At 66.9% G+C, this 25214-nt stretch carries 19 protein-coding genes; 8 read left to right on the forward strand and 11 right to left on the reverse strand.

The features are described 5' to 3' along the window. Window positions 1-169 precede the first annotated feature (169 nt). From EF294_RS22155 to EF294_RS14050, 8 genes are all read right to left on the reverse strand, one after another. A complete protein-coding gene (locus EF294_RS22155; RefSeq protein ID WP_246007859.1) occupies window positions 170-892 on the reverse strand; it encodes a hypothetical protein in 723 nt (240 codons plus the stop codon). Window positions 893-941: 49 nt separating this feature from the next. Then, window positions 942-3494 carry an ABC transporter permease gene (locus tag EF294_RS14020; protein WP_123931120.1) on the reverse strand — a complete coding sequence of 851 codons (2553 nt, stop codon included), beginning with the start codon at window positions 3492-3494 and terminating at the stop codon, window positions 942-944. Between the two features lie 3 nt (window positions 3495-3497). Next, the gene (locus tag EF294_RS14025) at window positions 3498-4343 is read right to left on the reverse strand and encodes an ABC transporter ATP-binding protein (protein WP_123931369.1); all 846 of its coding nucleotides are present in this window, start codon (window positions 4341-4343) and stop codon (window positions 3498-3500) included. 116 nt (window positions 4344-4459) lie between these two features. Beyond that, window positions 4460-5488 carry an esterase-like activity of phytase family protein gene (locus EF294_RS14030; RefSeq protein ID WP_123931123.1) on the reverse strand — a complete coding sequence of 343 codons (1029 nt, stop codon included), beginning with the start codon at window positions 5486-5488 and terminating at the stop codon, window positions 4460-4462. A gap of 55 nt (window positions 5489-5543) precedes the next feature. Then, window positions 5544-7370 (reverse strand): phosphoenolpyruvate carboxykinase (GTP), encoded by a 1827-nt coding sequence (locus tag EF294_RS14035; protein WP_123931126.1) that lies wholly within the window; start codon window positions 7368-7370, stop codon window positions 5544-5546. A gap of 287 nt (window positions 7371-7657) precedes the next feature. Next, window positions 7658-8062, reverse strand: a complete 405-nt coding sequence (locus EF294_RS14040) for a DUF6802 family protein (protein ID WP_123931129.1) — start codon at window positions 8060-8062, stop codon at window positions 7658-7660. Further along, complete coding sequence (locus tag EF294_RS14045; RefSeq protein ID WP_123931132.1) at window positions 8062-9609, reverse strand: hypothetical protein; 1548 nt, start codon at window positions 9607-9609, stop codon at window positions 8062-8064. Before EF294_RS14045 ends, EF294_RS14040 begins: the two co-directional genes overlap by 1 nt. Beyond that, window positions 9606-10448 carry a hypothetical protein gene (locus EF294_RS14050; RefSeq protein ID WP_123931134.1) on the reverse strand — a complete coding sequence of 281 codons (843 nt, stop codon included), beginning with the start codon at window positions 10446-10448 and terminating at the stop codon, window positions 9606-9608. Before EF294_RS14050 ends, EF294_RS14045 begins: the two co-directional genes overlap by 4 nt. Window positions 10449-10638: 190 nt before the next feature. On the opposite strand from EF294_RS14050, the gene trmB reads away from it, so the two are divergent. The 3 genes from trmB (at window position 10639) to EF294_RS14065 (ending at window position 15818) form a co-directional block, all read left to right on the forward strand. Continuing rightward, window positions 10639-11400, forward strand: a complete 762-nt coding sequence (trmB, locus tag EF294_RS14055) for a tRNA (guanosine(46)-N7)-methyltransferase TrmB (protein ID WP_123931371.1) — start codon at window positions 10639-10641, stop codon at window positions 11398-11400. After that, window positions 11397-12122, forward strand: a complete 726-nt coding sequence (locus EF294_RS14060; protein WP_123931137.1) for an NYN domain-containing protein — start codon at window positions 11397-11399, stop codon at window positions 12120-12122. Before trmB ends, EF294_RS14060 begins: the two co-directional genes overlap by 4 nt. Before the next feature lie 117 nt (window positions 12123-12239). Then, window positions 12240-15818, forward strand: coding sequence for an MMPL family transporter (locus EF294_RS14065; protein ID WP_123931140.1), 3579 nt, complete (start codon window positions 12240-12242; stop codon window positions 15816-15818). Here EF294_RS14065 and EF294_RS14070 read toward each other — a convergent pair. Beyond that, on the reverse strand, window positions 15815-17098 hold the full coding sequence (locus EF294_RS14070; protein ID WP_123931373.1) for an AI-2E family transporter: 1284 nt from the start codon (window positions 17096-17098) through the stop codon (window positions 15815-15817). The two genes, EF294_RS14065 and EF294_RS14070, sit on opposite strands and share 4 nt — an antisense overlap. A gap of 97 nt (window positions 17099-17195) precedes the next feature. Between EF294_RS14070 and EF294_RS14075 the strand changes: the two genes are divergently transcribed. Both EF294_RS14075 and EF294_RS14080 read left to right on the forward strand, forming a co-directional pair. Beyond that, window positions 17196-18353, forward strand: a complete 1158-nt coding sequence (locus tag EF294_RS14075; protein ID WP_123931143.1) for a lysylphosphatidylglycerol synthase transmembrane domain-containing protein — start codon at window positions 17196-17198, stop codon at window positions 18351-18353. 62 nt (window positions 18354-18415) lie between these two features. Continuing rightward, window positions 18416-18889 (forward strand): DUF3054 domain-containing protein, encoded by a 474-nt coding sequence (locus EF294_RS14080; protein ID WP_246007876.1) that lies wholly within the window; start codon window positions 18416-18418, stop codon window positions 18887-18889. Between the two features lie 46 nt (window positions 18890-18935). Here EF294_RS14080 and EF294_RS14085 read toward each other — a convergent pair whose 3' ends face one another. Continuing rightward, window positions 18936-20573, reverse strand: a complete 1638-nt coding sequence (locus EF294_RS14085) for an NTF2-like N-terminal transpeptidase domain-containing protein (RefSeq protein WP_185091089.1) — start codon at window positions 20571-20573, stop codon at window positions 18936-18938. A 609-nt stretch (window positions 20574-21182) separates the two neighbouring features. Between EF294_RS14085 and EF294_RS14090 the strand changes: the two genes are divergently transcribed. Then, on the forward strand, window positions 21183-21947 hold the full coding sequence (locus tag EF294_RS14090; RefSeq protein WP_123931146.1) for a pirin family protein: 765 nt from the start codon (window positions 21183-21185) through the stop codon (window positions 21945-21947). 135 nt (window positions 21948-22082) lie between these two features. Here the strand turns inward: EF294_RS14090 and EF294_RS14095 are convergent, their stop codons facing one another. Continuing rightward, entirely contained in the window at window positions 22083-22655 is a 573-nt protein-coding gene (locus tag EF294_RS14095) for a hypothetical protein (RefSeq protein WP_246007861.1), read from the reverse strand. Window positions 22656-22667: 12 nt separating this feature from the next. On the opposite strand from EF294_RS14095, the gene EF294_RS14100 reads away from it, so the two are divergent. Next, complete coding sequence (locus tag EF294_RS14100) at window positions 22668-24662, forward strand: M13 family metallopeptidase (protein WP_123931149.1); 1995 nt, start codon at window positions 22668-22670, stop codon at window positions 24660-24662. Then, entirely contained in the window at window positions 24646-25209 is a 564-nt protein-coding gene (locus EF294_RS14105; protein WP_246007862.1) for a potassium channel family protein, read from the forward strand. Before EF294_RS14100 ends, EF294_RS14105 begins: the two co-directional genes overlap by 17 nt. The last annotated feature ends 5 nt before the right edge of the window (window positions 25210-25214 follow it).

Raw genomic sequence — 25214 nt, forward strand, 5'->3', positions numbered from 1 at the left:
CAGCACACCTTCGCGATGGTCGCGCAACTCTCTATCCGATGGCCACACCCCTCCGCCGATGGTCGAGGTGTGAACCGCGCTCGGCAATCCTCGAGACCGGCTGCGCCGGTGCTGGATTCGCACCACCAGGACCCGGATCCCCATCGGCGCAACGGGGGTGAAGCGATGGTCAGTTCGCGAGGTCCGCCACACAGCGGAGGAGTCCACCGTTGCTCGTGTTTGAGGTCAGCTGTTCGCGACCGTGCATAATGGTGCAGGTCACCGGACCGCGAACGACGATTGCGGTGAGTTCGGCCGAACCGCCGGTAACCGTCGTCGTGATCGACCACGGCGCGGCGGTGACCGGATCGATGACGAACTCCGAGCCCTTGCGGTAGCGCACACCGGCAACGTCACCGCTGCCGGTCAATTGGTACACGACCGAGCCCGCTGCGGCCCGCGAGGTGGTCGTCTCCTCCGTTGTCGTTTCGGAGGTGCTCGTGGTTGTGGATGTGGTGCTCACCGATGTCGTCGACACCGTACTCGTCGTCGGGGACGCCGTCGAATCACCACCACCAGTGCTCCGGACGACGAGCACTGCGACGACCACGATCAACACCAGAGCCGCGATCACCGCAAGCGTCAGGAACAGAGTCCGCCGACCCCCGCCTCCGCTGCCCCCGGACGGCGGCTCAGTGTACGGTCCGGTGGGCGGCGGGCCGCCCGGCTCGTGACCATAGCCCTGCGTGTAGGCCCCCTGTGGGTAACCCGATTGTCCATATCCCGTCTGGCCATACCCGGCCTGGGGATAACCCGAGTCGGGGTACTCCGCCGGATTCTGATCGGGGTCGAACGCACGCGTCTGCGGCGGCGGACGATTCGGGTCCCACGGATCTTCCGGTGGCTGAGTCATGCGCCGATTGTGCCAAACCGGGGCCGCCAACCCCGACAACACGGAGAACTCATCCTTGGGCGATCGCCTCGAGCGGTTTCGTCCGAGCAGCCCGGACCGCCGGCCACAACGCGGCCAACACGCCGACCACGGCCGAGGCGAGCAGCGTCCAACCCATCAAGCTCCACGGCAGCACCGGATCACCCAGCCCCCACCGGGCGAGCGTGCGCACCAGAGCCCAACCGATCACCGAACCCAGAATGACGCCGAGGACGGCCCCGTAGATCGCGATCAGCACCGACTCCAGATAGATGGTCCGTCTGATCTGACTGCGCAGGGTTCCGATCGCGCGCAGCATGCCGATCTCGCGTTTGCGCTCCACCACCGACAACGCGAGTGTGTTGATGATGCCGAGGACCGCGATGAACAGGGCGAGGCCAAGCATGGAGTACAGCGTCGCGAGCATCTGATCAATCTGCTCGGAGATGCTGCTCTTGTATTGCTCGCGGGTCTCCACCTGCACCGTCAGATACCCCGACGTCGCATTCTCGAGATCGGTGCGCAGGGTGTCGAGGTTGGTGCCGGGTGCGGCCTTGACGAATAGTCCGAACGTGATCCGGCTCGTTTCCGGCATGACCTTCTCATACACCTGCGGCCCGATCATCCAGGGCTGCAGCGCCTCGTTGTCCTGATACACGCCGGCGATCGTGACCGGCACTTGCGTTCCGTCCGCCGAGGTGAAGGTCAGGGTCTGCCCGCGTTTCCAGCCACGCTCGTTGGCCGTGCGTTCACTGATGAACATCCCGTCGGCCGGCAACGTGCTGGATGCGCCATCGAGCATATTCAGTACCGATACCCCGTTGATATCGCCACCGAGAGCGGCGAACCCGGTACGCGCCTGACCGTCGATACGCGCCGACACGATGCCGAAGGACACGGCATCGGAGATGCCCGGCACCTTGGTGACCGCCACGGCCACCGACTCGGGCACCGGCGAATTGTTGGTGCCCGCAACGATGTAGTCGGCTCGGATGCCCGCATCGACAGTCTGATCCACCGTTCCCTTGAACGAGGCTCCGAGCGTGCCGATCACGGCGACCAGCATCAACCCGAGGGTCAGCGCGAAAGCAGTCGCCGCGCTACGCCGCGGATTGCGCACCGCGTTGGTGCGGGCCAACCGTCCGACCGTGCCGAACGGGGCGCCGATCACCCGGCCGAGACCGCCGACGATGGGTCTGGACAATGCCGGGCCGGCCAACACCGACGCGACGATCGCCGCACCCGCGCCGATACCGACCACCACCGCGCGCAACAGGCCTGCACCCACCGCACCCCAGGCGATCGTGCCGACGGCAATGAGCAAGAAGACGACGCCGACCAGCGTCCGATTCCGCAGCGGCGCAGCACCTTCGGTGACCCCGGCGCGCATCGCCTCCACCGGGGACACCCGTGCGGCCCGGACCGCGGGTACCCAGGCGCTGACCATCGTGACGCCGACGCCCACGAAGAGCGCGGCGAGCACCGCCCACACACCGACCTGCAGTGAGCCACTCGGCAGACCCGACGCGGAGCCGACCACCGCCTTCAACACCGCGGCCAATCCGACACCGACACCGAGCCCGACCAGCCCGCCGATGACGCCGACCACGAACGCCTCGAAGAGCACCGAACGCGATACCTGACGCCGGCTGGCACCGATGGCGCGCAGCAGAGCGAGTTCACGATTGCGTTGCGCGACGATCATCGAGAAGGTGTTGTAGATGATGAAGGTTCCGACGATGAGCCCGATTGCCGCGAATGCCAACAGGATTCCGGTGAAGATGGTCAGAAACTGGTTGACCTGGGCCTTCTGGTCCGCACGCACCTGGTCTCCGGTGCGGACCTTGAACTGATCGGTGTCGACGAGCGCCGACACCCGCTTGGCGAGTTCGTCGGCGGACACCCCGGACACCGTGGACGTGTCGACCACCGCGACATGTGAACCGTCAGAGAAGATATCGGACGCGGTGCGCTGGTCGAACTGGACGTTGACGTACCCGCCGGTCGAGGTGGGCAGGTCGACGAGGCCGACGACGGTAACCTCCAACGGCTGTGTACTGCCTTGTCCGATCACGAGTTTCGTCCTCGATCCGACCTTCAGGCCACCGCGGTCGGCGGCCGAGGAGTTGAGGACGATCTCGTTCTGCCCATTGGGCGCCCGGCCACCGGGCAGCAGTTTCTCCGGGGAAATCGCTTGATCCGGTGGAATGTAGGCGGTGGCGATACTCGGAGCACCACCGGTCTGCAGCGCCTTGCCGTCAGCGCCTGCGATCGTCACCGGCCCCTGCTGGTTGGTGACGATCTTGTCGATCCCCAACTCCTGCTTACGCTCCCGGAGTTGGTCGACGACACTGTCGGGCACACCGTCGGAGGTTGATCGTTGTGGCGTGATCTCGACGGCCACCCCTTGCGCCGCGCCCTCGAAGATCGAGTTGAACGCATGGGAGATGGTGGAGGTGAAGACGATCGAACCGGCAACGAACGAGGTGCCGAGGACGATCGAGAAGACGGTCAGGAACAATCGGAGCTTGTGCGCACGCAGGTTTCGCAGCGAGACCTTGCGCATCACCGATGATGAGGCCATGAGTCAGCGTGCCTCGTGGCGCCCGCGGGGCATTCCGTCAGTCGGGTCGACCAAGGCCGGCTTGTCATCCCCGGGCTTGTCATCCCCGGGCTTGTCATCCCCGGGCTTGTCATCGAGGTGGCGCATGACCTCGAAGACGTCGTCGGCGGTCGGTCGGGTCAGCTCCCGCACGATGTGGCCGTCGGCGAGAAAGACCACACGGTCGGCGTAGGACGCGGCACGCGGATCGTGGGTGACGATGACGACGGTCTGCCCGAACTCGTCGGTGGCCGCGCGCAGGATCGCGAGAACCTCTCCGGAGGAGCGGGAATCGAGGTTGCCGGTCGGCTCGTCACCGAAGATGATCTCGGGCTTGCCCACCAGTGCGCGGGCACACGCAACACGCTGCTGTTGGCCGCCCGACAGCTCGGTCGGCAGGTGATCGAGCCGATCCCCGATGCCGAGGCGACCGACGACGGTGTCGAACCATTGCTTGTCCACCGGGCGGCCGGCGATGTCGAGCGGCAGGGTGATGTTCTCGGCCGCGGTAAGGGTGGGCACCAGGTTGAACGACTGGAACACGAATCCGATGCGGTCGCGTCGGAGCTTGGTCATCTCCTTGTCGGAGAGCCCGGTGAGGGCGACGTCACCGATGTAGGCGCGGCCCCCGGTGGCGTCGTCGAGGCCGGCCAGACAATGCATCAGGGTCGACTTCCCCGACCCCGACGGGCCCATGATCGCGGTGAACTGTCCGGCCGCGAATTCGATCGTGACGCCTCGCAGCGCGTGGACTGCGGTGTCACCTGACCCGTAGACCTTGGTCAGACCCTCGGATCCGGCCGCGGCGGCCGTACCGCTCGGTTGCGTCATCTCTGCGTGCGCTGATGTCATGGCCACCACGGTGCCAGGTCGGCGCCCGAATGGCCATCGGGGTTGTCCCTGAACCCACCCCCGGTCGCGGGCGCGGACCGTATCCGCCGAGTGGGTCAGCGACGCGGGAAGCGCACCTCGATCGCGTGCACCCGGGTCGGGCCGGCGAACATGTTGTTGGTGACGACGTAGAGCATCCGCGCCCGATAGTTCTGTCCGCGGACGTCGGGAAGCCAATTGCCCCATGCCATTGCCGACATGTTGCCGGTCACCAGCCGCGGCAGCGGGTTGGCCGAGAAGACCCCGGTTTTGGGCATTGCCTTCTCGGAGCCGGAGAGCTTGGCCTTGCCGGTCACCGCATCGGCGCCGCGCGTGGTGGCCCAGTAGATGCTCGTCACCCGTCCGCGACCGCGTTCGAGGACCAGGAAGTCGGTGTTATTGACGGCGATGACGTCGGCAGCGACCTTGTCCGGGTCGGTGCGGTAGACGTACTCGCTCTGCCCTCGACCCGATCCGAAGGTCAGCAGCCGGGCAGCGTTACCGGGGTCCTGGCGCAGCCCGCCGGCGGTGATCACGCTGATCTGTCCGCTCGGCCCAACGGCCACCCCGGTGAGACCGTTCTGGCCGTTGACGCCCGAGGTCCGGGTCGGGCGCCACGCAGCGGGCAACGGGAGATTTCGGACGAACGTACCGAACGGACCGATCTGGCGGACGAACTGATGCGCCCCACCGCTCACGACGACGTAGCCGCCACCGACCGACCGGATGCCCTCGAACTGCGCATCACCGGGCAGCAGCGGCAGATTGAGCGGGCTGAGCACGGTGCCACCGCCGGTGAAGCGCGGGACACCGAGCTGACCGACCGACGGGTAGTAATCGATGTGGGTGGCGTAGAACCGGGCGGGACCGGCACGCCCGACATCGGTCGAGATCATCGTGTAGTCGCCGTTGGCGGTCTGGTCAATTCCCGAAATAGCACCGAAAGACGGTATGCCGGGCATGATCTCGGTGTCGACATATCGCGAGGTGACCGTGGATGGGCCCGGAACCGGCGAACCGGGCACTGCCGTCGCCACGCCGGATCCGATGGTCAGCGTGACGGCGAGCGCCGAAACGAACGTTGCCCCCCACGAGCGCAGTCTCATAGGGGGCAACGATACCTCAGTAGAGGCAGGTCATCTCAATGGATGATCGAGACTTTCACGCGAGGCGCTGTTTGAGCTGATCGAGCTCATCGGACAGGCTCGTCGGCAGCTTCTCCCCGACGAAGTCGAACAGCTCCTCGATGAGCGGCAACTCGCGCCGCCATTCCTCGGGGTCGAAATCGAGTGCGGCAGCGAGATCTTCGGCAGGCAGATCGAGGCCCTCGACGTCGATCTCGTCGGGCTTGGCGACGATGCCGATCGGGGTGTTGACGCCCTCGTTCTCACCCTCGATGCGCCCGATGATCCACTTGAGTACGCGGCTGTTCTCGCCGAAGCCGGGCCACAGGAAGCGACCGTCGTCACCCCGACGGAACCAGTTGACGTAGAAGACCTTCGGGAGCTTCGACGCATCGGCGTTCTTACCGAGGTCGATCCAGTGCGCGAAGTAGTCACCCACGTGGTAGCCCATGAACGGGAGCATCGCCATCGGGTCGCGGCGGACGGTGCCGACCTTGCCCTCGGCGGCGGCGGTCTGCTCGGAACCCACGGTGGCGCCCATGAACACGCCGTTCTGCCAGTCACGGGCCTCGGTCACCAGCGGCACCGTGGTCTTGCGACGACCGCCGAACAGGATCGCCGAAATCGGCACACCCTGCGGATCGTCCCACTCCTGCGCCAACGACGGGCACTGCGAAATCGGGGTGCAGTATCGCGAATTCGGGTGTGCGGCCTTGTGATCGGAGGCGGGCGTCCACTCGTTGCCGAGCCAGTCGGTCAGATGCGCGGGGGTCTCGCCGTCGATGCCCTCCCACCAGATATCGCCGTCGTCGGTCAGTGCGACGTTGGTGTAGAGCGTGTTACCGGCCTCGATGGTCTTCATCGCGTTCGGGTTGGAGTCCTCACTCGTGCCGGGAGCGACACCGAAGAACCCGAATTCGGGGTTGATCGCGTAGAGACGGCCGTCGTCACCGAATCGCATCCATGCGATGTCGTCGCCAACGGTCTCGGCCTTCCATCCGGGGATGGTGGGCTGGATCATCGCGAGGTTGGTCTTGCCGCAGGCGCTCGGGAAGGCCGCGGCGACAAAGTACACCTTGTTCTCCGGGCTGGTCAGCTTCAGGATCAGCATATGCTCGGCCATCCAGCCCTCGTCGCGGGCGATGACCGACGCGATCCGCAGCGCGTAGCACTTCTTGCCCAGCAACGCGTTGCCGCCGTAACCCGAACCGTAGGACCAGATCTCACGATCCTCGGGGAAGTGGGTGATGTACTTCTCGGGGTTGCACGGCCACGCCACGTCGGCCTGACCGGGCTCGAGCGGGGCACCCACCGAGTGCAGACCCTTGACGAAGAAGCCGTCGTCGCCCAGAGCCTCGAGAATCTTCGGGCCGACGCGGGTCATGATGCGCATCGACAGCACGACGTACTCGGAGTCGGTCAGCTCGACACCGAGCTTCGGGTCGTCGGAGCCGAGGGGGCCCATGCAGAAGGGGATCACGAACATGGTGCGCCCGCGCATGCTGCCCCGGTACAGCTCGGTCATCGTTGCGCGCATCTGGTCGGGATCCACCCAATTATTGGTGGGGCCCGCCTCTTCGGCGGTCTTGGCGCAGATGAAGGTCCGGGACTCGACCCGCGCGACATCGGCGGGGTCCGACTTGGCGAGATACGAGTTGGGCTTGCGCTCCTCGTCGAGTTTGACCAGCGTCCCAGCCTCGACCAGATCAGCGGTCAGCCGCTCCCACTCCTCATCACTGCCGTCGGACCACACCACCCGGTCGGGCTGGGTCAACTCGGCGACTTCGGCGACCCATGCCAACAAGCCCGCATGTGTGGTCGGGGCGCTGGCGGGGTCCAATCCGGGAATGGTTGCTGAGGTCATATCTCCTCCTCGGAGTTGGCCACCATCGATGGTGACCGAGGTACGGCGGCTTATCCCCAGGATACGATCACAGAACGGCCGCTAGGTGCCCGGGTTAACAGATGCGGTATATGCCACACTCCCACGGGTTCACCGACGACAGCCGACCACCCCGAAACCCACGTGACCTGGCACGTCGCACCGGAAGGGCGGTTTAAGGTGCTCACGAAAGTCCGATTCACCGCCCCGGAAGAACCCTCCGCGAGCCTGTTGTACGGCGTCTGCAGGCCCGTTGCACGACGACGCAGTCAGTCAAGCCGGCCCGAATCCGTCGGTACCCAGGTGCGCCCGTCGGCGGCCAGCCGGTGCGCCTCGTAGTCGCCGTCGGACCCGATATGGGTGATGGTGTCGACGCGCCCGTCGTGATCGCGGTCGGTGTAGACGGTCATGCCGTCGGGGCCGGCGCGGGTCAACGAGTCGGCGACGCCGTCGGCGTCGGTATCGACGTCGGCTGGACCGAGATCCCAGATCCGACCGTCGTCGTACATCCACAGGTGGTCATCAGCGCCCGCGTCGGGCTCCTCACCGGGCAGCGGGGTGTCGGGAAGTCCAGCGAGATGGTCCGCGTCCTGGCTCTCCGCATCGCCATGCCATAACCCGGCCGCCGCGTCGTCGTCCGGGTCGCCACCCTCGCCCAGTACGAACGGTTCCATCACTGCTCACTCCTTGTGACCGCGGGCGCGGTGGTCGTGCCGGCCCGCACCTTTGTCCGCGTTATCTCGGCAAGCCGTGCCGCAACGGTGCGCCGCAACCCGGCCAACCGGGCCGACTCCGTCGCGGCCCCGGACAGTGGCCCGGCGCGTAAGCGGCGCAGGGACGCGTCGATATCGGCGACGGCGGCGGCGACGTGGCGGACCCGTCGTTCATGATGCCGGGTGATCTGCCCGGCCAAACGCGATTCGGCCTCGGCGCTGCGTGAGGCGATGCGTTGTTCGAGCCGACCGCGAGCCTCGCTGAGGACCTCGGCCGAGAAGGACCGCAGATCGGTACGGCGCGCAGCCGCCCGGCGAATCCGGATCACCCAGAACGCCACAGCCACGCCGATCACCAACGTCAACGGCATCGAAATCCACTGCAGCGTGTGCACCGCCGTCATCGGCGAGACGATCAGGCGGCCGACGCCGACGCCGGTGGACGCCCCGATGAGCACCATCAGCGCGTCCTCGGCGCCTCGACGACCGGTCGGCGGGGCACGACGCACCGCCGACACCGACTGCCCCGCCGGACCTGCTCCGCGACCCGGCTCGTCGCCGTCGACGCCGAGTAGCGCGGTGGCCCCGACGGCCTCGAGCCGGTCGTCGAGAACGGCGTCCACGCGGGCATTGACCTCTGCGATCGCGGAGTCGAGCCAGGTCAGATGGGTCGCCAGCTCACCGGGAGCGGCGTGCGCACAACGACGGTTCGCCGCGGCGAGCAGCGTCCGGAACCCGGTCTGCGCGTCGGCGATCGTGGCCGTGCGGACCCCGGCGACGCCGGCCCGAACCGCGGCCAGCCGGTCGGTGCGCCCGCGGTCACGGGTGGCCACCAGAGTCCGGCGGCGACGCATCAGGTCGTCCGGGTCGGTGCGCGCAGCGGTGGCCGACGAGAGATGGTCGTCGCGGATACGCCGGTCCAGCGCCGTGACACACGCCGCGAGCCTGGCCTGCTCGACACGTTGCTCGATCGGTCGTATCAGACCCTCGCGCATCCAGGCCACCAGGTCGGTCAGGCCGGACTCCTCGACCGCGCCCGCCAGCCCAGCCGCCGCCGATACCGCGAATACCGGCAGTTCCTCGGCGGGATCGAGTACGGCGCGCTGAGCGCGCAGCCGTCGCGGCCATTCCCAGAATGCGTCGATTCCGGTGCACACCAAGGCGACCGTGCCCACCTCGGTCCGCAACCGCACGAACAGCTCGACCTCGTCGGCCTCGAGGTCGGAGGACGGATCCAGCACCATCAGGCCCGCGCCAATCCCACCGGTTCCCATTCCGGAACCCCTCGCCGACATCGGTAGGTCGGGGGCGACCGCCGCGCAGGCCGCCAGCAGATCCTCGACGGACGCACCCACCGCCCCGGCCACCACGATCCGAGCACCGGGCACCGGCATGCTCGTCGCATCGAAACCGGTCGCCCGCCACACCTGGTGGTAGATCCCTTCTGGGTAGATCCCGTCTGGGTTGGTTCCTTCTGGGTTGACCCGCAGCGCAGCGGTGGCGTTCACCGCACCACCTCCGGCATGCGCAACAACTGCTCGATCCCCTCGCGTGCAATGCCTGCAACCGCCCGACCCTCCAGGCGATCGCGAACCAGGCACTCCCGACGCGCACGGACCTCGCCGACCCGCGCGGCGACCGTTGGGACGATCGCCTCGATGCCACTGAGCCGGTGCAATGCCGCATTGAGACCGTCGACATCAGCCACCACACCCGCACCCAACAGGTCCAGAGCGGTCTCGATACCGAACCGGTCGAGGCGCCGGAGCAGTCCACGTCGCAGGGTGCGTTCGCGTCCGCCGGGATCGCCCATGAGGAAGTGCCCGGCCATCGACGGCATCTGCTCGTCGCGGGCGACGAGGTCGGCGAGAAAGATCCATTCCGCCTCGGTGACATCGGCGCAGGCGAGAAGCGCCGAGACGGCGGTGACCGGTCGGCGCAGTGTCCGGGCGGCATCGGCCGCTGCGTGCGCGGCGTCGCGCGGATCGGGGTGGGTGTCGGCCTTGCCGAGGACGACGATCGTGCGCTCGGCGGGCAACGACGCCAGGATCTCGTGGTCGGCGGGGCGTACCTCGGACACGATCACGTGCACCCAGAGGTCGGCGCCGTCGATCGCGTCGGGGTCCTCGCCTGGGCCGAGCGCGCCGACTCGCAATCGCTCCCGCACCGCCCGCGTCATGGTGTCGCGACCGGTGCCCGGCCGGCCGGTGACCGCGATCGTCAGGAGGCGCCGGTGATGGCGCGCCGCCGCCAACACCTCGGCGCGCACCACGGCGGGCAAGGCGTCACACACCGTCGACGGAGCGCCCTCGAGCACACGCGCCAGCTCACCACGTCGGTCGGTCATTTACCTCTCCCCCACATCTCCCCTGGTCTGGCAGCCTAACCCGGACAAGCCCGACGTGCGGCACAGAAATGCACAGGCCCAGGGTGTCGAGGATGACCTCTCCACGGCGATAGGACACGATGGACCGGTGAACACCGACCGACCGGCGCCGCGCGCCACCGACCTCTGCGGCCGTGAGCAGGATGAATCCATCCGGGACCAGCCCGCCGATCGGTCGCGGCTGTACCCGCGGGTGACGAGCTTCCGGTTCCGGCGCGGCACCTTGACGCCCAACCAGCAGCGCACGTGGGAGACCCTGTGGCCCCGACTGGGCCGCGATCTGGCCACCGGTGTCGATCAGACCCCGGAGCCGCCGATGGACATGGCCGCCGCGTTCGGCCGGGACGCGCCGCGCGTCCTCGAGGTCGGCAGCGGTACCGGGATCTCGACAGCGGCGATGGCGCAGACCGAACCCGACATCGATGTCGTTGCCGTCGAGGTCTACCAACCGGGACTCGCGCAGCTCCTCGGCCTGATCGATCGGGGCGGTCTCACCAATATCCGGATGATCCGCGGGGACGCACTGGTGGTACTGCGAGAACTGATCGCGCCACGCAGTCTCACCGGCATCCGGGTCTTCTTTCCCGACCCATGGCCCAAATCCCGCCACCATAAGCGCCGTTTCATCCAGCGCGGCACCGTCGAGTTGATGGCCGATCGCCTCGTCGACGGCGGGATTGTGCACATCGCTACCGACCACGCCGACTACGCCGAATGGATCGCCGAGATCCTGGCCACCCAGAACCCGGCCGCGCCGCACGTGGTGCCGGCGACCCGCCCAACACCCATCTCGCTGAGCCGTCCGACCACGAAGTTCGAGGGACGCGCCGAACGCGAGGGACGCGACGTCAACGAGTTCGTCTACGTCAAGCCGCCGCAGGACCCACCCGCCAGGCCCGAGGAGAATCGATGAACGACGCCGCACCGACCCCACCCGGCGGCCGATTCGCCGACACGATCGCCGGCCAGAGCGGTGCCCCGCGCATGCTCCTGGTGTGGGATGCACCGAACATGGACATGGGTCTCGGCGCGATCCTCGGCGGTCGGCCGACCGCGGCGCACCGCCCGCGTTTCGACGCTCTTGGACGGTGGATGCTGACCCGCACGGCCGATCTGTCCGGGCGACGCGCGGCCGGCGACGTGGAACTCGACACAGCCTCCGACGGCTCGGCGGCCGGGCATCCAGTGGAACCAGAAGCGACTGTGTTCACCAACATCGTGCCTGGTAGCGCGGATGTGGTTCGGCCGTGGGTGGAGGCCTTGCGCAACGTCGGGTACGCCGTCTTCGCCAAGCCCAAGATGTCCGAGGACAGCGATGTCGACTCCGACATGCTCGACCATATCGAGTTGCGCAGGCACACTGTGGGGTTAGCCGGACTGATCGTGGCGTCTGCCGACGGGCAGGCGTTCCGGGAGCCACTGTTGGAGATCGTCGCCGACGGTGTCCCGGTCACCGTGATCGGGTTCCGCGAACATGCCAGCTGGGCGTTGACGACCGACGAACTCGAGTTCGTCGATCTCGAAGACATCCCCGGTGTATTCCGTGAACCGTTACCGCGTATCGGCCTGGACTCGCTGCCCGACGAGGGCGCGTGGCTGGCGCCGTTCCGGCCGCTGTCGGCGCTTCTGCGGTGAGCCGAGTGGCACAACCGCAGTAACGAGGCGTCGGGAGCCTCACGCGAGCAGTACCTCAGGGAGAGCTCAGGAGGCGCTGCGACAATATCTTCCCCGGACTTTCAGAAAGGACTCGGCGTGTTCGGAGCCATCGGCACATTCGTCTATCGGATGCGCTTCGCCGTCATCGCCGTCCTGGTGGTGTTGATGGGCGGACTGGGGCTCTACGGCCTCGGACTCAGCAAACATCTCAGCCAGAGCGGGTGGTTCGATCCGACGTCACAGTCGTCGAAGGGTTCGGTCGTCGCCGACACCGCCCTCGGCCGCGATCACCGCTCCGACGTCATCCTGCTGATCACCGCCCCGCCCGGCACCAAGGTGACCGACCCGCAGGTCAGCACGAAGGTCGAGAAATTCGTCGACGACCTGCTGACCAAGTATCCGACGGTCGTGCAGCGCGCCTACAACGGCGACACCTCCACTCCGGAGGGCGAACAGCTGGCGCTGCGGAACAACCAGCAGATCATTGACCCGTTCTTCACCCCGACCGATGCCGCGGGCAAGGCTGCTCAGAACATCGTCCGATCCCGCACGATCACCCCTGATCAGCAGCGGGCATTCATCAGTATCGGTGTCGCCGGCAACGACGACACCACGGTGCTCAACAACTTCAAGACGATCGAACCGTTCTTCGGCAACATCGCGCAGCGCTACGACCTACCGGCGGGCACCTCGTTCCAGCTCGCCGGCCTGCAGCCCGTCGCAGGAGCCATGGCCCGCGGCATGGACGCCGACATCCACCGCGCCGAGATCATCGCCCTGCCGCTGGTTGCGCTGATGCTGTTCTTCATCTTCGGCGGTGTCATCGCCGCCTGTCTGCCGGTCTTCATCGGCGGTCTGACGATCGCCGGCTCGCTGGGCATCATGAACGCGATCGCCCAGATCACCGAACTGAACATCTTCGCCCAATCGGTGGTCACCCTGATCGGTCTGGGTATCGCCATCGACTACGGGCTGTTCATCGTCAGCCGGTTCCGAGAAGAACTCGCTGAAGGATATTCGACGAAAGCCGCGGTACGAAGAACCGTGATGACCGCCGGTCAGACGGTGGTGTTCTCGGCGACGATCATCGTCGCGGCTATTGCATGTCTGCTGATCATGCCGCAGGGCTTCCTCAAGTCGGTGGCCTACGGTGCGATCGCGTCGGTGTCGCTGGCGGCGATCCTCTCGATCACCGTGCTGCCCGCGCTCCTGGGCATTCTCGGGCCGCGCGTCGACGCGTTCTCGCTGCGCTGGATGCTCTCCTACACCCTGTTCCCGATCGTGCGGACGTTCTCCCCGTCGGGCGCCGATAGGCTCGACCACCGCGTCGCCGACCTCACCGGCCGCACCAAGTCGCGGGAAGAAGTCGAGAACGGATTCTGGGGTCGGCTTTCGGGCTGGGTGATGAAGCATCCGGTGGCCACCGCGGTTCCCACCGTGCTGTTGCTACTGGTGCTGACGATCCCGTTCGGTGGCATCAAGTTCGGCGGCATCAGCGAGCAGTACCTGCCGCCGGACAATCCGAGCCGGGCCGCGCAGGAGTCGTTCGACAAGTACTTCCCGACCGAACGCACCGAGGACATCAAGCTCGTCATCATGTACGACGAGAACAATTCGTCGGCGGGTAATGCGATCTCGCAGATCGCCGACGAGGCGAACAAGGTTCCCGGCTTCACGAAGAAGTTCAGCTCCTCCGCCGATGACGGCGCACTGACCGGCAACTACGGCTCGTCGGGACTGCAGGTACTGCAGATGTCGGCGGGTCTGGTGAACCGCGACACCGCAGGTGAGGCGATCAAGGATCTCCGCAAGATCGCGGTGCCCAGCGATATGCGCATGTGGGTGGCCGGCACGCCGACGCTCACGCAGGACTCCATTGATGCCCTGCTGCAACGACTTCCCTTGATGGCCTTGATGCTCGTGCTGATCACCGGACTGCTGATGTTCCTGGCGTTCGGGTCGGTGGTGTTGCCGATCAAGGCGGCGTTGATGTCGGTACTGGGTCTCGGCGCCACGCTGGGCATCCTGACGTGGATCTTCGTTGACGGACATGGTGCCAGCATCGCCAACTTTACTCCCGGCCCGCTGTTCGCCGCGGTGCTGGTATTGATCATCGCCATCGTGTTCGGCCTATCCACGGACTACGAGATATTCCTGTTGTCCCGCATGGTCGAAGCGAGACAGCGCGGGGCGTCGACCACCGAGGCGATCCGCGTCGGCACGGCGCTGACCGGTCGCATCATCACTGCGGCCGCCGCTATTCTCGTGGTGGTGACCGGCGCGTTCGGCCTGTCCGAGATCGTGATGATGAAGTACATCGCCTACGGCATGATCGCCGCACTCATCTTGGACGCCACCATCATTCGCATGCTGTTGGTGCCGTCGGTGATGAAGCTGCTCGGCGACGACTGCTGGTGGGCACCGCGGTGGATGCGCACGCTGCAGCGAAAGATCGGCCTGGGCGAGACCATTCTCGACGAGGAACCCGACGACATGCGTCCAGACGCCGTCGGACCACGCGCAATCAGTGCGGGCACACTGGTCTCGGAGGTCCCGACATCGGTGATGGCCGCAGCGCCGTCAGCGGCGGGTACGCGACGCCGCGCCGGTCGGGCCACCCCGCATACGGTGGAATCGGGCGGACCACGCAGGCCCGCCGCACCCGCATCGGCCGTAACCCCTTCGACGTCGAATCAGGGCCAGCCGCAACGGGTTCCGGCGCAGAAGGTTCCGGCGCAGAAGGTTCCGGCGCAGAAGGTTCCGGCGCAGAAGGTTCCGGCGCAGAAGGCGACCGCACGGCGCGGTCCGTCTGCACCTCCGTCGGGTGAGATGCCGGCGCCGCGCGTGACGACCGGCCCCCGTCCGGCGGTACCTCGGCCGGCGGCCTCGGCGCCCATCGACGCACCGTCGGCCCCGCCGCGGCGCTACTCGCCGAGCACACAGGACAGCCCCGATACCGGCGGGTGGAGCCTCGGCGAGGGCGGCATCCGGCTCAGTGCGCCCGGCCCTGTCGCAGGCGCTGCGGAATCACCCGGCGCACCACACACTTCGGGCGCACCACACACTTCGGGCTCAGCACGGCCGCAACCGGCGGGTACGCCACGCCCCCGAACGGCCCCTCCGGCGACAGGCCGACCCCAGCGCGACACTGCATCCCAGCCGGGCCGCCGTGCACGTCCCGACCTGACCAGCCGACCACCGACACCGCCGACGGGACCTCCACCTGGCAGTGCGAGCGGGCCACAACCAGGACCGGGATCACCGCTGTCGCGTCGGCCCGAGCTCGACCAGACCGGCCGGCGTCCGCTGGCCGCATCGTTGAGCCCGGAGGAACGCTCTCGACGCAGTCGCCCGGCCCCCGCCGGGGCACGTCCCGACCACCTCTCCCCCATGGATCGTGGTCTGTCGCAGGGATCGTCGCGGCTGGTGCCGCCGCGCGCCGTCGGCGATCCGACCCCGAATTCGACCGCCACGGCCGACGACCCCGATCACGCCGGACCAGGTCGCGCCGGATCTGATCGTGCGGGCGCGCCGTACACCGACGACTCGCGAGCCGCCGCGCCGGGCAGTGACCGGACGACATCGGATCGTCATGCCCGCGGCACCGAGGACGACGATCGGATCAGCGTGCACGAGCTGCTGCGCCGCAGCCGCAGCGACCAGACGGGCGACTAAGACCGCTTGCGGTCAGAATCGCTTCCGTTGCGGCCGGAATCCGGGGGGCTTGCGTCCCCGGGGTCGGGGTTCTCGCGGTCCGGCTCCGGCGCGTGACGGTCGGTGTCTGCATCGGGGTCGCCTATCTCCGGGTCGAGAGGTAATCGATCCCAGATCGGCGGATCGGGGGCCGCCTCGAACGCCCCGTCGCCCTTGATCACCTCGGTGAGCGGGTTGCCGCACAGATGACGGATCGCGGTGTTGGCGAAGGCGATCACCGGCACTGCGAGCAGACCGCCGACGATTCCTGAGGCAACAATGCCCGCGCCGATCCCGAGGACCACGGCAACCGGATGCAATCGCACCGAACGACCCATCAGGAACGGTTGCAGCACATGCCCTTCGAGTTGCATGACGCCGACGAGGATCGCGAGCACGATCACCGCGGTCAGCCAGCCCTGGGTGACCAGCGCGATGATCACGGCGAGAGTTCCACTGATCAGCGCACCGACAATCGGGATGAAGGAAAAGAGAAAAATCACCGTGGCCAGCGGAAGCGCCAGCGGCACACGGAGAATCGCCAGGCCGATCCCGATGCAGACGGCGTCGACGAGCGCAACCACGACGGTCGCACGCACGTACGCCACCAGCGTTGCGAAACCGGCAAACCCCGCCGCGACGACCTTCTCCCGCGAGCTGCGGGGGATCAGTTGCGCACAGAACTCCCAGATCTGACCGCCCCCGTAGAGGAAGAAGATCATCAGGAAGAGCATCAACAGCAGGCCGGTGACAAGCTCGGTGGCGGTGGTCGCGGTGGCGAGTGCGCCGCTGGCGAGCTTTTCCTGATTGTGCTGCATCAGGTCGATGATGTTGTTGCCGAGATGATTGACCTGCGAGGGGTCGATACCCAATGGCCCGTTGGTCAACCACTGTCGCGTCTGGTCGACCGTCGCGACCACCTCATTGGTCAGCTGCGGGAACCCGTTGACGAAGGCCCGCCCGACAAATGCCAACACACCCGCGACCACTCCAAGCGCGGTGAACATCACGATGACGACCGCCAGCGACCGCGGAACCCGACGGCGATTGAGGAAATCGACGGCGGGCGCCAAGAACGCCGACAGCAGGATCGCCAATGCCAGTGGCACCGTGACCTCGTCGAACTGCTTGAACAACCGACCCACGACGTAGATCGCCACCAGGATCAGCAGAAGCCGCCAACTCCACTCGGCCGCCTTGCGAACCATCGGATGTACCGACGACCGATCGAGGTCGGCAAGAGCCCAGCCCGGCTGGGACACACCCGGCTGGGACACCCTGTTACCGTCGCCGGTCGCCGAGCCCGCCGGGGAACCATCGTTCACAATTGTCAGCGTAGCGGTCGTTAGGGTGATGGCTATGTCATCGGAGAATCCGTCGCTCGGCGCGCATCCGACATTGCGTCGCCGATTCTGGTGGCTCCGATGGGTCTTGCTCGCATTGGTGATCGCGATTCTCGCGGTCGAGGTAGCGCTGATGTGGCCGAAACTCGAGCGCGTCTGGCACCGTACGGGCGATCTGGACTGGGTGTGGCTGGTGGCGTGCATTGTTGCGGCCGTGCTCTCGATGGACAGCTTCGCCCAGGTCCAGCGGGCGCTTCTGCGTTCGGCCGGCGTGCGAGTCCGGCAGCTGCAATCGCTTGCGGTAGTGCTGGCGGCCAACTCGTTGTCCCAAACGATGCCCGGCGGGCAGGTGCTGGCGCCGGCGTTCACCTATCGCGAAACCCGCAAGTGGGGTGCCACGTCGGTCGTCTCGTCCTGGCAGGTGGTGATGTCGGGGTTGCTGGCGGGCGTGGGTCTGGCCGTCCTCGGTTTCGGTGGCGCGGTGCTCGCCGGCGCCAAGACCAACCCGTTCTCACTGGTGTTCTCCATCGTAGGTTTCGTCGCCGTCGCGCTCATCCTGCAGTTCCTGGCCACCCACCCCGAGTCGCTGCAGTCCACCGGCGAACGGGTTCTGGGCTGGTACAACGATCTGCGCAACAAGCCCGCGGACTCGGGTCTGGAGCGATTCAACGAGGTCCTCGAACAGCTCCGAGCGGTGCAGTTGACCCGCCGCGACACCACCGTCGCGTTCAGCTGGAGCCTGTTCAACTGGGTCACCGACATCGCATGTCTGATGTTCGCGTGCTGGGCGATCGGCGCGCACCCGTCGATCTCGGGGGCGATGGTCGCCTACGCCGCCGGCAAGGCGGTGGGCACCGCGGTGCCGCTGCTGCCCGGCGGAATCGGTGTCGTGGATGCGGTCCTGGTACCGGCGTTGACCACCTCGGGCATCCCGGCCGCAGACGCGCTGACCGCCGTCCTGATCTATCGAATCGTCAGCTACGTCCTGATCGCAGCAGTCGGATGGGTCGTCATCCTCGCGAAGTTCCGGACGGGCATCCATGACAAGGGAGAAATCGAGGCCACCTACAACCGCGAGCACCCGAGGGTGATCGACGAGCTCGAGGATCGGGACAAGACCGGCATATCCGACCACACGCCGCGCGCCGAGGACCCGCCCAGATCCGCCGAATGACGGAGCGGGTTCGGCCTGACGAGGATTTCGGGCTACCGTGGATGACCATGTCGAGTCCTGACATGGCCACCAGGGGGCCCCGGTCCCACTCACAGGCGTCTGCACACGTGCGGTTGCCGGTCACCGCACTCGTCGATATCGTCGCCGTCACCGTGTTCGTGCTGATCGGTCGGGCCTCACACCACAACGGTTTCAACCCGCTCGGTGTGGCTCAGACGCTGTGGCCGTTCCTCGCCGGTACAGCGGTCGGCTGGTCGATCGTCTACGTCTACTCCCACGTGCGTTCCAGCGATTGGTTCGGTCGCGACTTCCGCCCGGAGCGCCTGGCACCGGCCGGGTTGGCCATCTGGTTCTGCACCGTCACCGTCGGCATGATCCTGCGGTATCTGCTCCACGAGGGCACCGAGGCGAGCTTCATCATCGTCGCGACACTGTTCCTCGGCCTGGTCGTCCTGGGCTGGCGGGCGCTGGCGGCTCTCATCCTGCGGCGCACGGCGACTGCCGAAGCACCCCGGCCGGCCGACGCCGCGCAGTAGCCGGTCACCATCGGGCCTCGGTCCACACCGGGTCGCAAGTGATGACTCAGTTGATCCGGAAGTACTTCTGCGCCACCTGCAGTGCTGCGGTCCCCGACTTCGGCCCCTCGGTGTAGATGACGATGACCTTGCCGCCCTGGACGCCGACGAACCACCCAGGACCCTCGGGCCCGTTGGTGCCGACGAGCGCACGCAGGCCGGGAGCGCTGGTGAGGTCACTGGCGTCGCCGGACTTGGCGGTGCTCCTCATCGCGGCCCAGATCGGAGTGGTCAGTCCGGCATCGAGATTTCCCAGCGACCCTCCCGCGACCTTGGTCGGCACACCGTTGATGACGTAAGGCGCCACCGAGCTCATCGCGCCCGACGCACTGCGCGCCATCGCCACCCCGAGCGCGGCCATGTTGGTCATCGACATTCGCGATGCCGCCGACTGCAGGTCGATGGTCGCGACGCCCGACCCCTTGGTCGGTGCGCTGGCGCCGGGGATGGTGAACTGCACACCCAGACCGAGCCGATCGAGTATCTGATCGGTGGTCTCCTGGTTCGCGCGGGCCGACTTGTCGACGGCGGCGAGCACCGGGTCGAGTGTGGTACCGACGGGGTAGGCGGCGTCGAGGTTGTTGCCCCGGTCGGCCGCGTAATCATTCTGTGCCACACCGAGAATCGCCCCGGACTTGGCATCGAGCGCCATGATCGTCGCCGGCTGGCCGACCTCGACGGCGGCGTCACCGAGACTGAGCTGGACGCCCTGATCGACCGAGGTGGACACGGCAGGCCCGGGCGGGCCCTGCTCGCCGTCGAGCCGCTGCGGGGCCAACCCCGGCCCGACCATCTGCACCTGCCAACCGGCGGTGGCGTCTCGGATGGCCTGCCAGTAATTGGTCAGACCCGCCTCCAACGGTGAAGACAGGCGCCGATCGGCCATGACGAGCATGCCTGCCCTGCGCACCGTGACCCCGGGCACCGACGCCGGGTCACGCCTGAGAACAGCCATGTCGGAGTTGCGGAGGGTGACCGCGGTGATGGCCTGACCCGGCGTCTGGGCCAGCTTCTGATTGATCACCGAGGTAGTGATCAACGGGGCGATCGGGGCGAGCGCGTTGGCCAGGGCCGCCGCCGACGAGTTGAGGTTGCGGGTCTGGGTGGGGTCGAGGACGATCTCGTTGACCGGCTGCAAATACATGAAGGTCTTGCCGGAGCGGCTGGTGACCGTCGGCGCCGGTGTGGCATCGGTGCGGATCTCCCGCAGGTTGCCGCCCGCCGGCAGCCCCGGATAGATCACGGCCGGATCCCAGGTGACCTTCCACCCGGTCGACAGGTGCCGCGCACCGCCGGAGGTGGTCGAGGTGAAGCTGTGGTCGGCGTCGAACTTCCACGTCGTCTGCAGCGAGAACGAGGCGGTGCCGTCGCTGTATTCGACGGGCTTGCGGACCTCGACGTCGACCTCGCGGGCATTCATCGCCTGGAAGGTCTGGGTGAAGGACTCCCCGGCCTGACCGGGTGCGGTGGTCAGCGACGCCGTCGCCGCCGCGTCCTGGCGTCCCCACGCGGCGGCGAAGGCATTGATCGCCGCCTTGGCTCCGGTGTCGGGGGTCGGCGCGACCAACTCCTTGATGCCGAATGCGGCCGCACAGATCAGCACGACGCACGCGGCCAGCACCGCCCACTTCACACGAGAACCCATAGTCACAATTTTCACTCTAGTCACACGCGATTTCGATCCCGTGGGCTTGCAGTCGGGATTCGGACCGGTCACGATCGTGTCTCGTGCTGCGGTTTTGTCACCGACGACCGTCTTCGTCAGTGACACGACACCCACGTCGGACACGCCGCCCGTCCCGCTGTCGCGTGCCGCAGGAGCCGCGAGTGTCGACGTGAACGACCTGGGCGGAGCGTCGGGGCGCGAGTGCTTGGCAGTACGCACGAGGTCTGGGCACACGGCGTCGGGTCCCGACGCCGTGGCGAACCGAGTACTCGATCGCGGAGGCATGTCACGCGCGCGGGGGCGCGTGGTCGGCGGCGGCGGTTGCCGCCGTAGCGCTCCGACCGCCCACTCCGAGGCCGGAGCTCCAGGCACCGCACGCTTGTTGGCGGCGGGTGAGCGGCCGGGGGAGCGGACCGGCGTTCTGTCGTCGAAGCGGCGATCCCGCGGCCCGCGAGGTGCGGGCCGCGCCTCGGCGTCGTCGTTCGCGGCGCGATGACGGCCCGACGTCGAACGTGGCGGGGGCTGCGGGGTGCGGGCAGCGCGCGACCGGCCTGAATCCACGCTGTTCTCCGATGCCCATAATGGGTTATGGGCTACACGGTTATTCGGGCCGGAGACAGGAGCCTGACGGCGACCGCCTGGCTCACCTCCTACCATTGCTTCTCCTTCGGAGATCACTATGACCCAGCCAACACCCATCATGGTGCCCTGATTGCCTCCAATGAGGAGTTCTTGCCGCCCGATTGCGGATTTGGATCACATCATCATCAAGAATCCGAAATCGTCACATGGGTGAGCTCGGGCTCGCTGGTCCACCGTGACTCCGCCGGTCATGCGGGCGTGGTGGTCCCCGGCCTGGCCCAACGCATGAGCGCGGGACACGGTATCGACCACTCCGAGCGCAACGACCCCTGGCCCGATCTGCCGGGGTCGGGTACCTCGACCACGCACTACGTGCAGATGTGGGTCATGCCCGACAGTCATGGCCTGTCCCCCTCCTACGCCCAGCGCGACGTCTCCGCGGAGCTGTCCACCGGTGCCCTGGTGACGGTGGCCTCCGGCGACCCCGCCCACGAGGCAGCCATTTCGATCGCGAACGCCGGCGCGACACTGTATGCCGCCCGGCCCCCGTCGGGCTCGACGATCCAGCTCCCCGGGGCACGGTTCACCCATCTGTTCGTCGTCACCGGGTCAGTGGACTTCTCGGTGGACGCCGACGACCCGCGGGCAACCATCGAACTCGGCGCCGGGGACGCCGCCCGCGGAAAAGACGTCGGCGACGTGGTGCTGACAGCCGGCGAAAACGCCGAGATTCTGCACTGGGCGATGAACTCGGCACTCGGAGAGTTCTGAACGCAGATTTCGGGGAGTCCTGGGGTGATCGACTGCTTTCAGTCAATTCTCCCATCGACGCGCTCGCTGAACTGGGCTTTTGCGGTCAATCGACTCGCCGGATGACTGAAAACAGGCGACAAGTGCTCAACGAAATCAGTACCGGCGCCCGACCAGCTGCGCGCGGACCCGCCTGTTGTGTTCGCTGGCCGCCGAGCACGCCCAGACCATGCACCCGATCCACGCCAGAAACAGCGGAATCCCCACCGTGACGATCGACAGCAGTGCGGCCAGGACGTACACGCCCAGCATGACCAGCCCGCCGGTGACCGTGGAGTAGAACATGCCGAGCGGGCCGAAGAAGAAGGTCAGGACCAGCGCGACACCGACGCTCTTCTCGCTGCCGACCACGACGACCGGCGTGTACTGGCCGACGGGCACCGGAACCGGCACGTACCCATACGGGGCCGGTGACGGGTACACCGGACCGACGACCGGCGGCGGGGCCGGAGCGGGCGGGGCCGCCGGGAGCCACTGGCCTGCGGACGGCAATTGTCCCGAGGACTGGTGCCCCGACGGGAACTGACCGGAGGGCGGAGGCGAATCAGGAATCTCGGGATACATGGCGTGCAACTTACCCAGCACCACCGACAGCCGCCCGCCAAACGCAAGACCCGACTCGATCTCGTCCGAAGCCCTACTCGACCATGCCGGCTGACGAATCGCCACGGCGGTGACAGGATGGACCGTGTGACCGTGTCGAATACTTCTCTGCCCCCTTCTGGACTGGACCTCGACTGGGTCGACGACGCCGTGCGCGTCCAGGACGACCTGTTCACCCACGTCAACGGCAAGTGGTTGGAGTCCCACACCATCCCCGAGGACCGATCGGTCGACGGCGCCTTCCACGTGCTGCGTGATCACGCCGAGGAAAACGTCCGCGACATCATCGTCGAAGCCGCCGGATCGAATCCCGAGAGCGGCACCGACGCCGCCAAGATCGGCGATCTCTACGGCTCCTTCATGGACACCGAGCACATCGAAGCGCTCGGCATCGGCCCGATCTCCGGAGAGCTCGAGGCCATCGCCGCGATCTCCGACGTGAGCGAACTCTCCGCGCACATGGGTCGGCTCCAGCGGCACGGCGTCGGCGGGCTCTTCGGGTTCTACGTCGACACCGACGCTCGCCGGTCCGACCGCTACCTCCTGCACGTCGTACAGTCGGGACTCGGGCTGCCCGACGAGTCCTACTACCGCGAGGACAAGCACGCCGAGACGCGCGACGCCTATCGGGCGCATGTGTCGAAGATGTTCACCCTCGCCGGCTTCGACGATGCCGTCGACCGGGCGGCCACGGTACTGCGTCTGGAGACCGCGATCGCCGACCACCACTGGGACGTGGTCCGCCGTCGCGACGCGGAGCTCACTTATAATCTGATGAGTCTCGACGAGTTCGGTTCTGCGGCATCGGGTTTCGATCTACACTCGTGGCTCGGCGGTTTGGGCACGGACGGCGACACCACATTCGCCGAGGTGGTCGTGGGGCAGCCGTCCTTCGTCACCGGCGCCTCGACGCTCGTCGCCGAGGTCCCCGTGTCGGACTGGACGACCTGGTTGTCGTGGCGATTGCTGCGCACAGCGGCGCCATATCTGTCCACAGTGTTCGTCGAGGAGAATTTCGATTTCTACGGTCGCACCCTGACCGGCGCGGAGACCAACCGGGACCGCTGGAAGCGGGGCGTGGGCTTCGTCGAGAACGCGATGGGCTTCGCCGTCGGACGACTGTACGTGGCCGAGCATTTCCCGCCCGAGGCCAAAGCGCGGATGGATGAACTGATCGGCAATCTCGTCGAGGCTTACCGTCGCAACATCTCCGAGTTGGAGTGGATGACCCCGGCCACCCGGGAGAAGGCCCTGACCAAGCTCGGCAAGTTCACCCCCAAGATCGGCTACCCGGCGCGCTGGCGCGACTACGGCGCCCTGAGCGTCGACCGTGGCGATCTCATCGGAAACGTCGCGCGGGCCGCGTCTTTCGAGCAGGATCGGGAGTTCGCGAAGATCGGCACACCGGTCGACCGCGACGAGTGGTTCATGACGCCGCAGACGGTTAACGCCTACTACAACCCCGGGATGAACGAGATCGTCTTCCCCGCGGCCATCTTGCAGCCACCGTTCTTCGATCCCGATGCCGACGACGCCGCCAATTACGGCGGCATCGGCGCGGTGATCGGTCACGAGATCGGCCACGGGTTCGACGATCAGGGCGCCAAGTACGACGGCGACGGCAACCTCGTGAACTGGTGGAGCGAGGCCGACCGTGCCGAATTCTCCACTCGCACCCGCGCACTCATCGATCAATACAACGAGTTCACACCCGAGGGTCTCGACGAGCAGTACAAGGTGAACGGCGAGTTCACCATCGGCGAGAACATCGGCGACCTCGGCGGGTTGTCGATCGCGCTCGTCGCCTACGATCTCGCGACCTCGGGGACCGACGTGCCGGAGATCGACGGCCTCACCGGAACTCAGCGGGTCTTCTACAGCTGGGCGCAGATCTGGCGCACCAAAGCCCGTGCGGCCGAGGCCATCCGCCGACTGTCGATCGATCCGCACTCGCCGCCGGAGTTCCGCTGCAACGGGGTCGTCCGGAATATCGACGGGTTCTACGATGCGTTCGGCGTCACCGAGGGTGATGCCCTATTCCTCCCGGACGCCGACCGTGTCCGGATCTGGTGAACCGCATCGCCGTCGGCTGATCGGCGGCCACGAGGTCACCCGCCTCGAGATGGCCGCCGGCGTGGTTCGGCCGATCGCGGCGGGCGTGATCTTGCTGTGCGGGTACTTCCTGTTGCCGATCAACGCCGCGAGCAACTCCAAGACCCTGGGGTTCGTGGTCGGCGTTGCTTTGCTGATCGCGTTCTGCGGCTACGAGATCCACCATTTTTTACACTCGCCGTACCCGGTGGTCACCGCCCTCGAAATGTTGGTGGCGCTGGCCACGTTCTACGTGATCGCCTTCGCGACAGTCTATTTCATCTACTCCGACTATGATCACGGTAGTTTCACCGAGAAACTCACCCGGATCGACGCGCTGTACTTCAGCCTGACGGTGTTCACCACCACCGGATTCGGCGACATCACCGCCGTCGCGCAGGAGACCCGTGTCGCAGTGTCGATCCAGATGGTCAGCACCTTGGCCCTGCTCGGCCTCGGAATCCGGTTCCTGAGCCTGCTGGTCAATGCACGACGCACACCGACCGGCCACGAAGGGCCGGTCGGCTAGCGCGG

The organism is Gordonia oryzae (assembly GCF_003797185.1).
In the GTDB taxonomy this organism is placed as follows: Bacteria; Actinomycetota; Actinomycetes; order Mycobacteriales; family Mycobacteriaceae; genus Gordonia; species Gordonia oryzae.

Coding starts and splice junctions, on each gene's coding strand:
- EF294_RS14030 (WP_123931123.1), bottom strand. CDS start 5,488: ATGAGACTGCGCTCGTGGGGGGCAACGTTCGTTTCGGCGCTCGCCGTC.
- EF294_RS14075 (WP_123931143.1), top strand. CDS start 17,196: ATGTCATCGGAGAATCCGTCGCTCGGCGCGCATCCGACATTGCGTCGC.
- EF294_RS14090 (WP_123931146.1), top strand. CDS start 21,183: ATGGGCTACACGGTTATTCGGGCCGGAGACAGGAGCCTGACGGCGACC.
- EF294_RS14060 (WP_123931137.1), top strand. CDS start 11,397: ATGAACGACGCCGCACCGACCCCACCCGGCGGCCGATTCGCCGACACG.
- EF294_RS14100 (WP_123931149.1), top strand. CDS start 22,668: ATGGACCGTGTGACCGTGTCGAATACTTCTCTGCCCCCTTCTGGACTG.
- EF294_RS14040 (WP_123931129.1), bottom strand. CDS start 8,062: ATGGAACCGTTCGTACTGGGCGAGGGTGGCGACCCGGACGACGACGCG.
- EF294_RS14085 (WP_185091089.1), bottom strand. CDS start 20,573: ATGGGTTCTCGTGTGAAGTGGGCGGTGCTGGCCGCGTGCGTCGTGCTG.
- EF294_RS14020 (WP_123931120.1), bottom strand. CDS start 3,494: ATGGCCTCATCATCGGTGATGCGCAAGGTCTCGCTGCGAAACCTGCGT.
- EF294_RS14025 (WP_123931369.1), bottom strand. CDS start 4,343: ATGACGCAACCGAGCGGTACGGCCGCCGCGGCCGGATCCGAGGGTCTG.
- EF294_RS22155 (WP_246007859.1), bottom strand. CDS start 892: ATGACTCAGCCACCGGAAGATCCGTGGGACCCGAATCGTCCGCCGCCG.
- EF294_RS14050 (WP_123931134.1), bottom strand. CDS start 10,448: ATGACCGACCGACGTGGTGAGCTGGCGCGTGTGCTCGAGGGCGCTCCG.
- EF294_RS14035 (WP_123931126.1), bottom strand. CDS start 7,370: ATGACCTCAGCAACCATTCCCGGATTGGACCCCGCCAGCGCCCCGACC.
- EF294_RS14080 (WP_246007876.1), top strand. CDS start 18,416: ATGGCCACCAGGGGGCCCCGGTCCCACTCACAGGCGTCTGCACACGTG.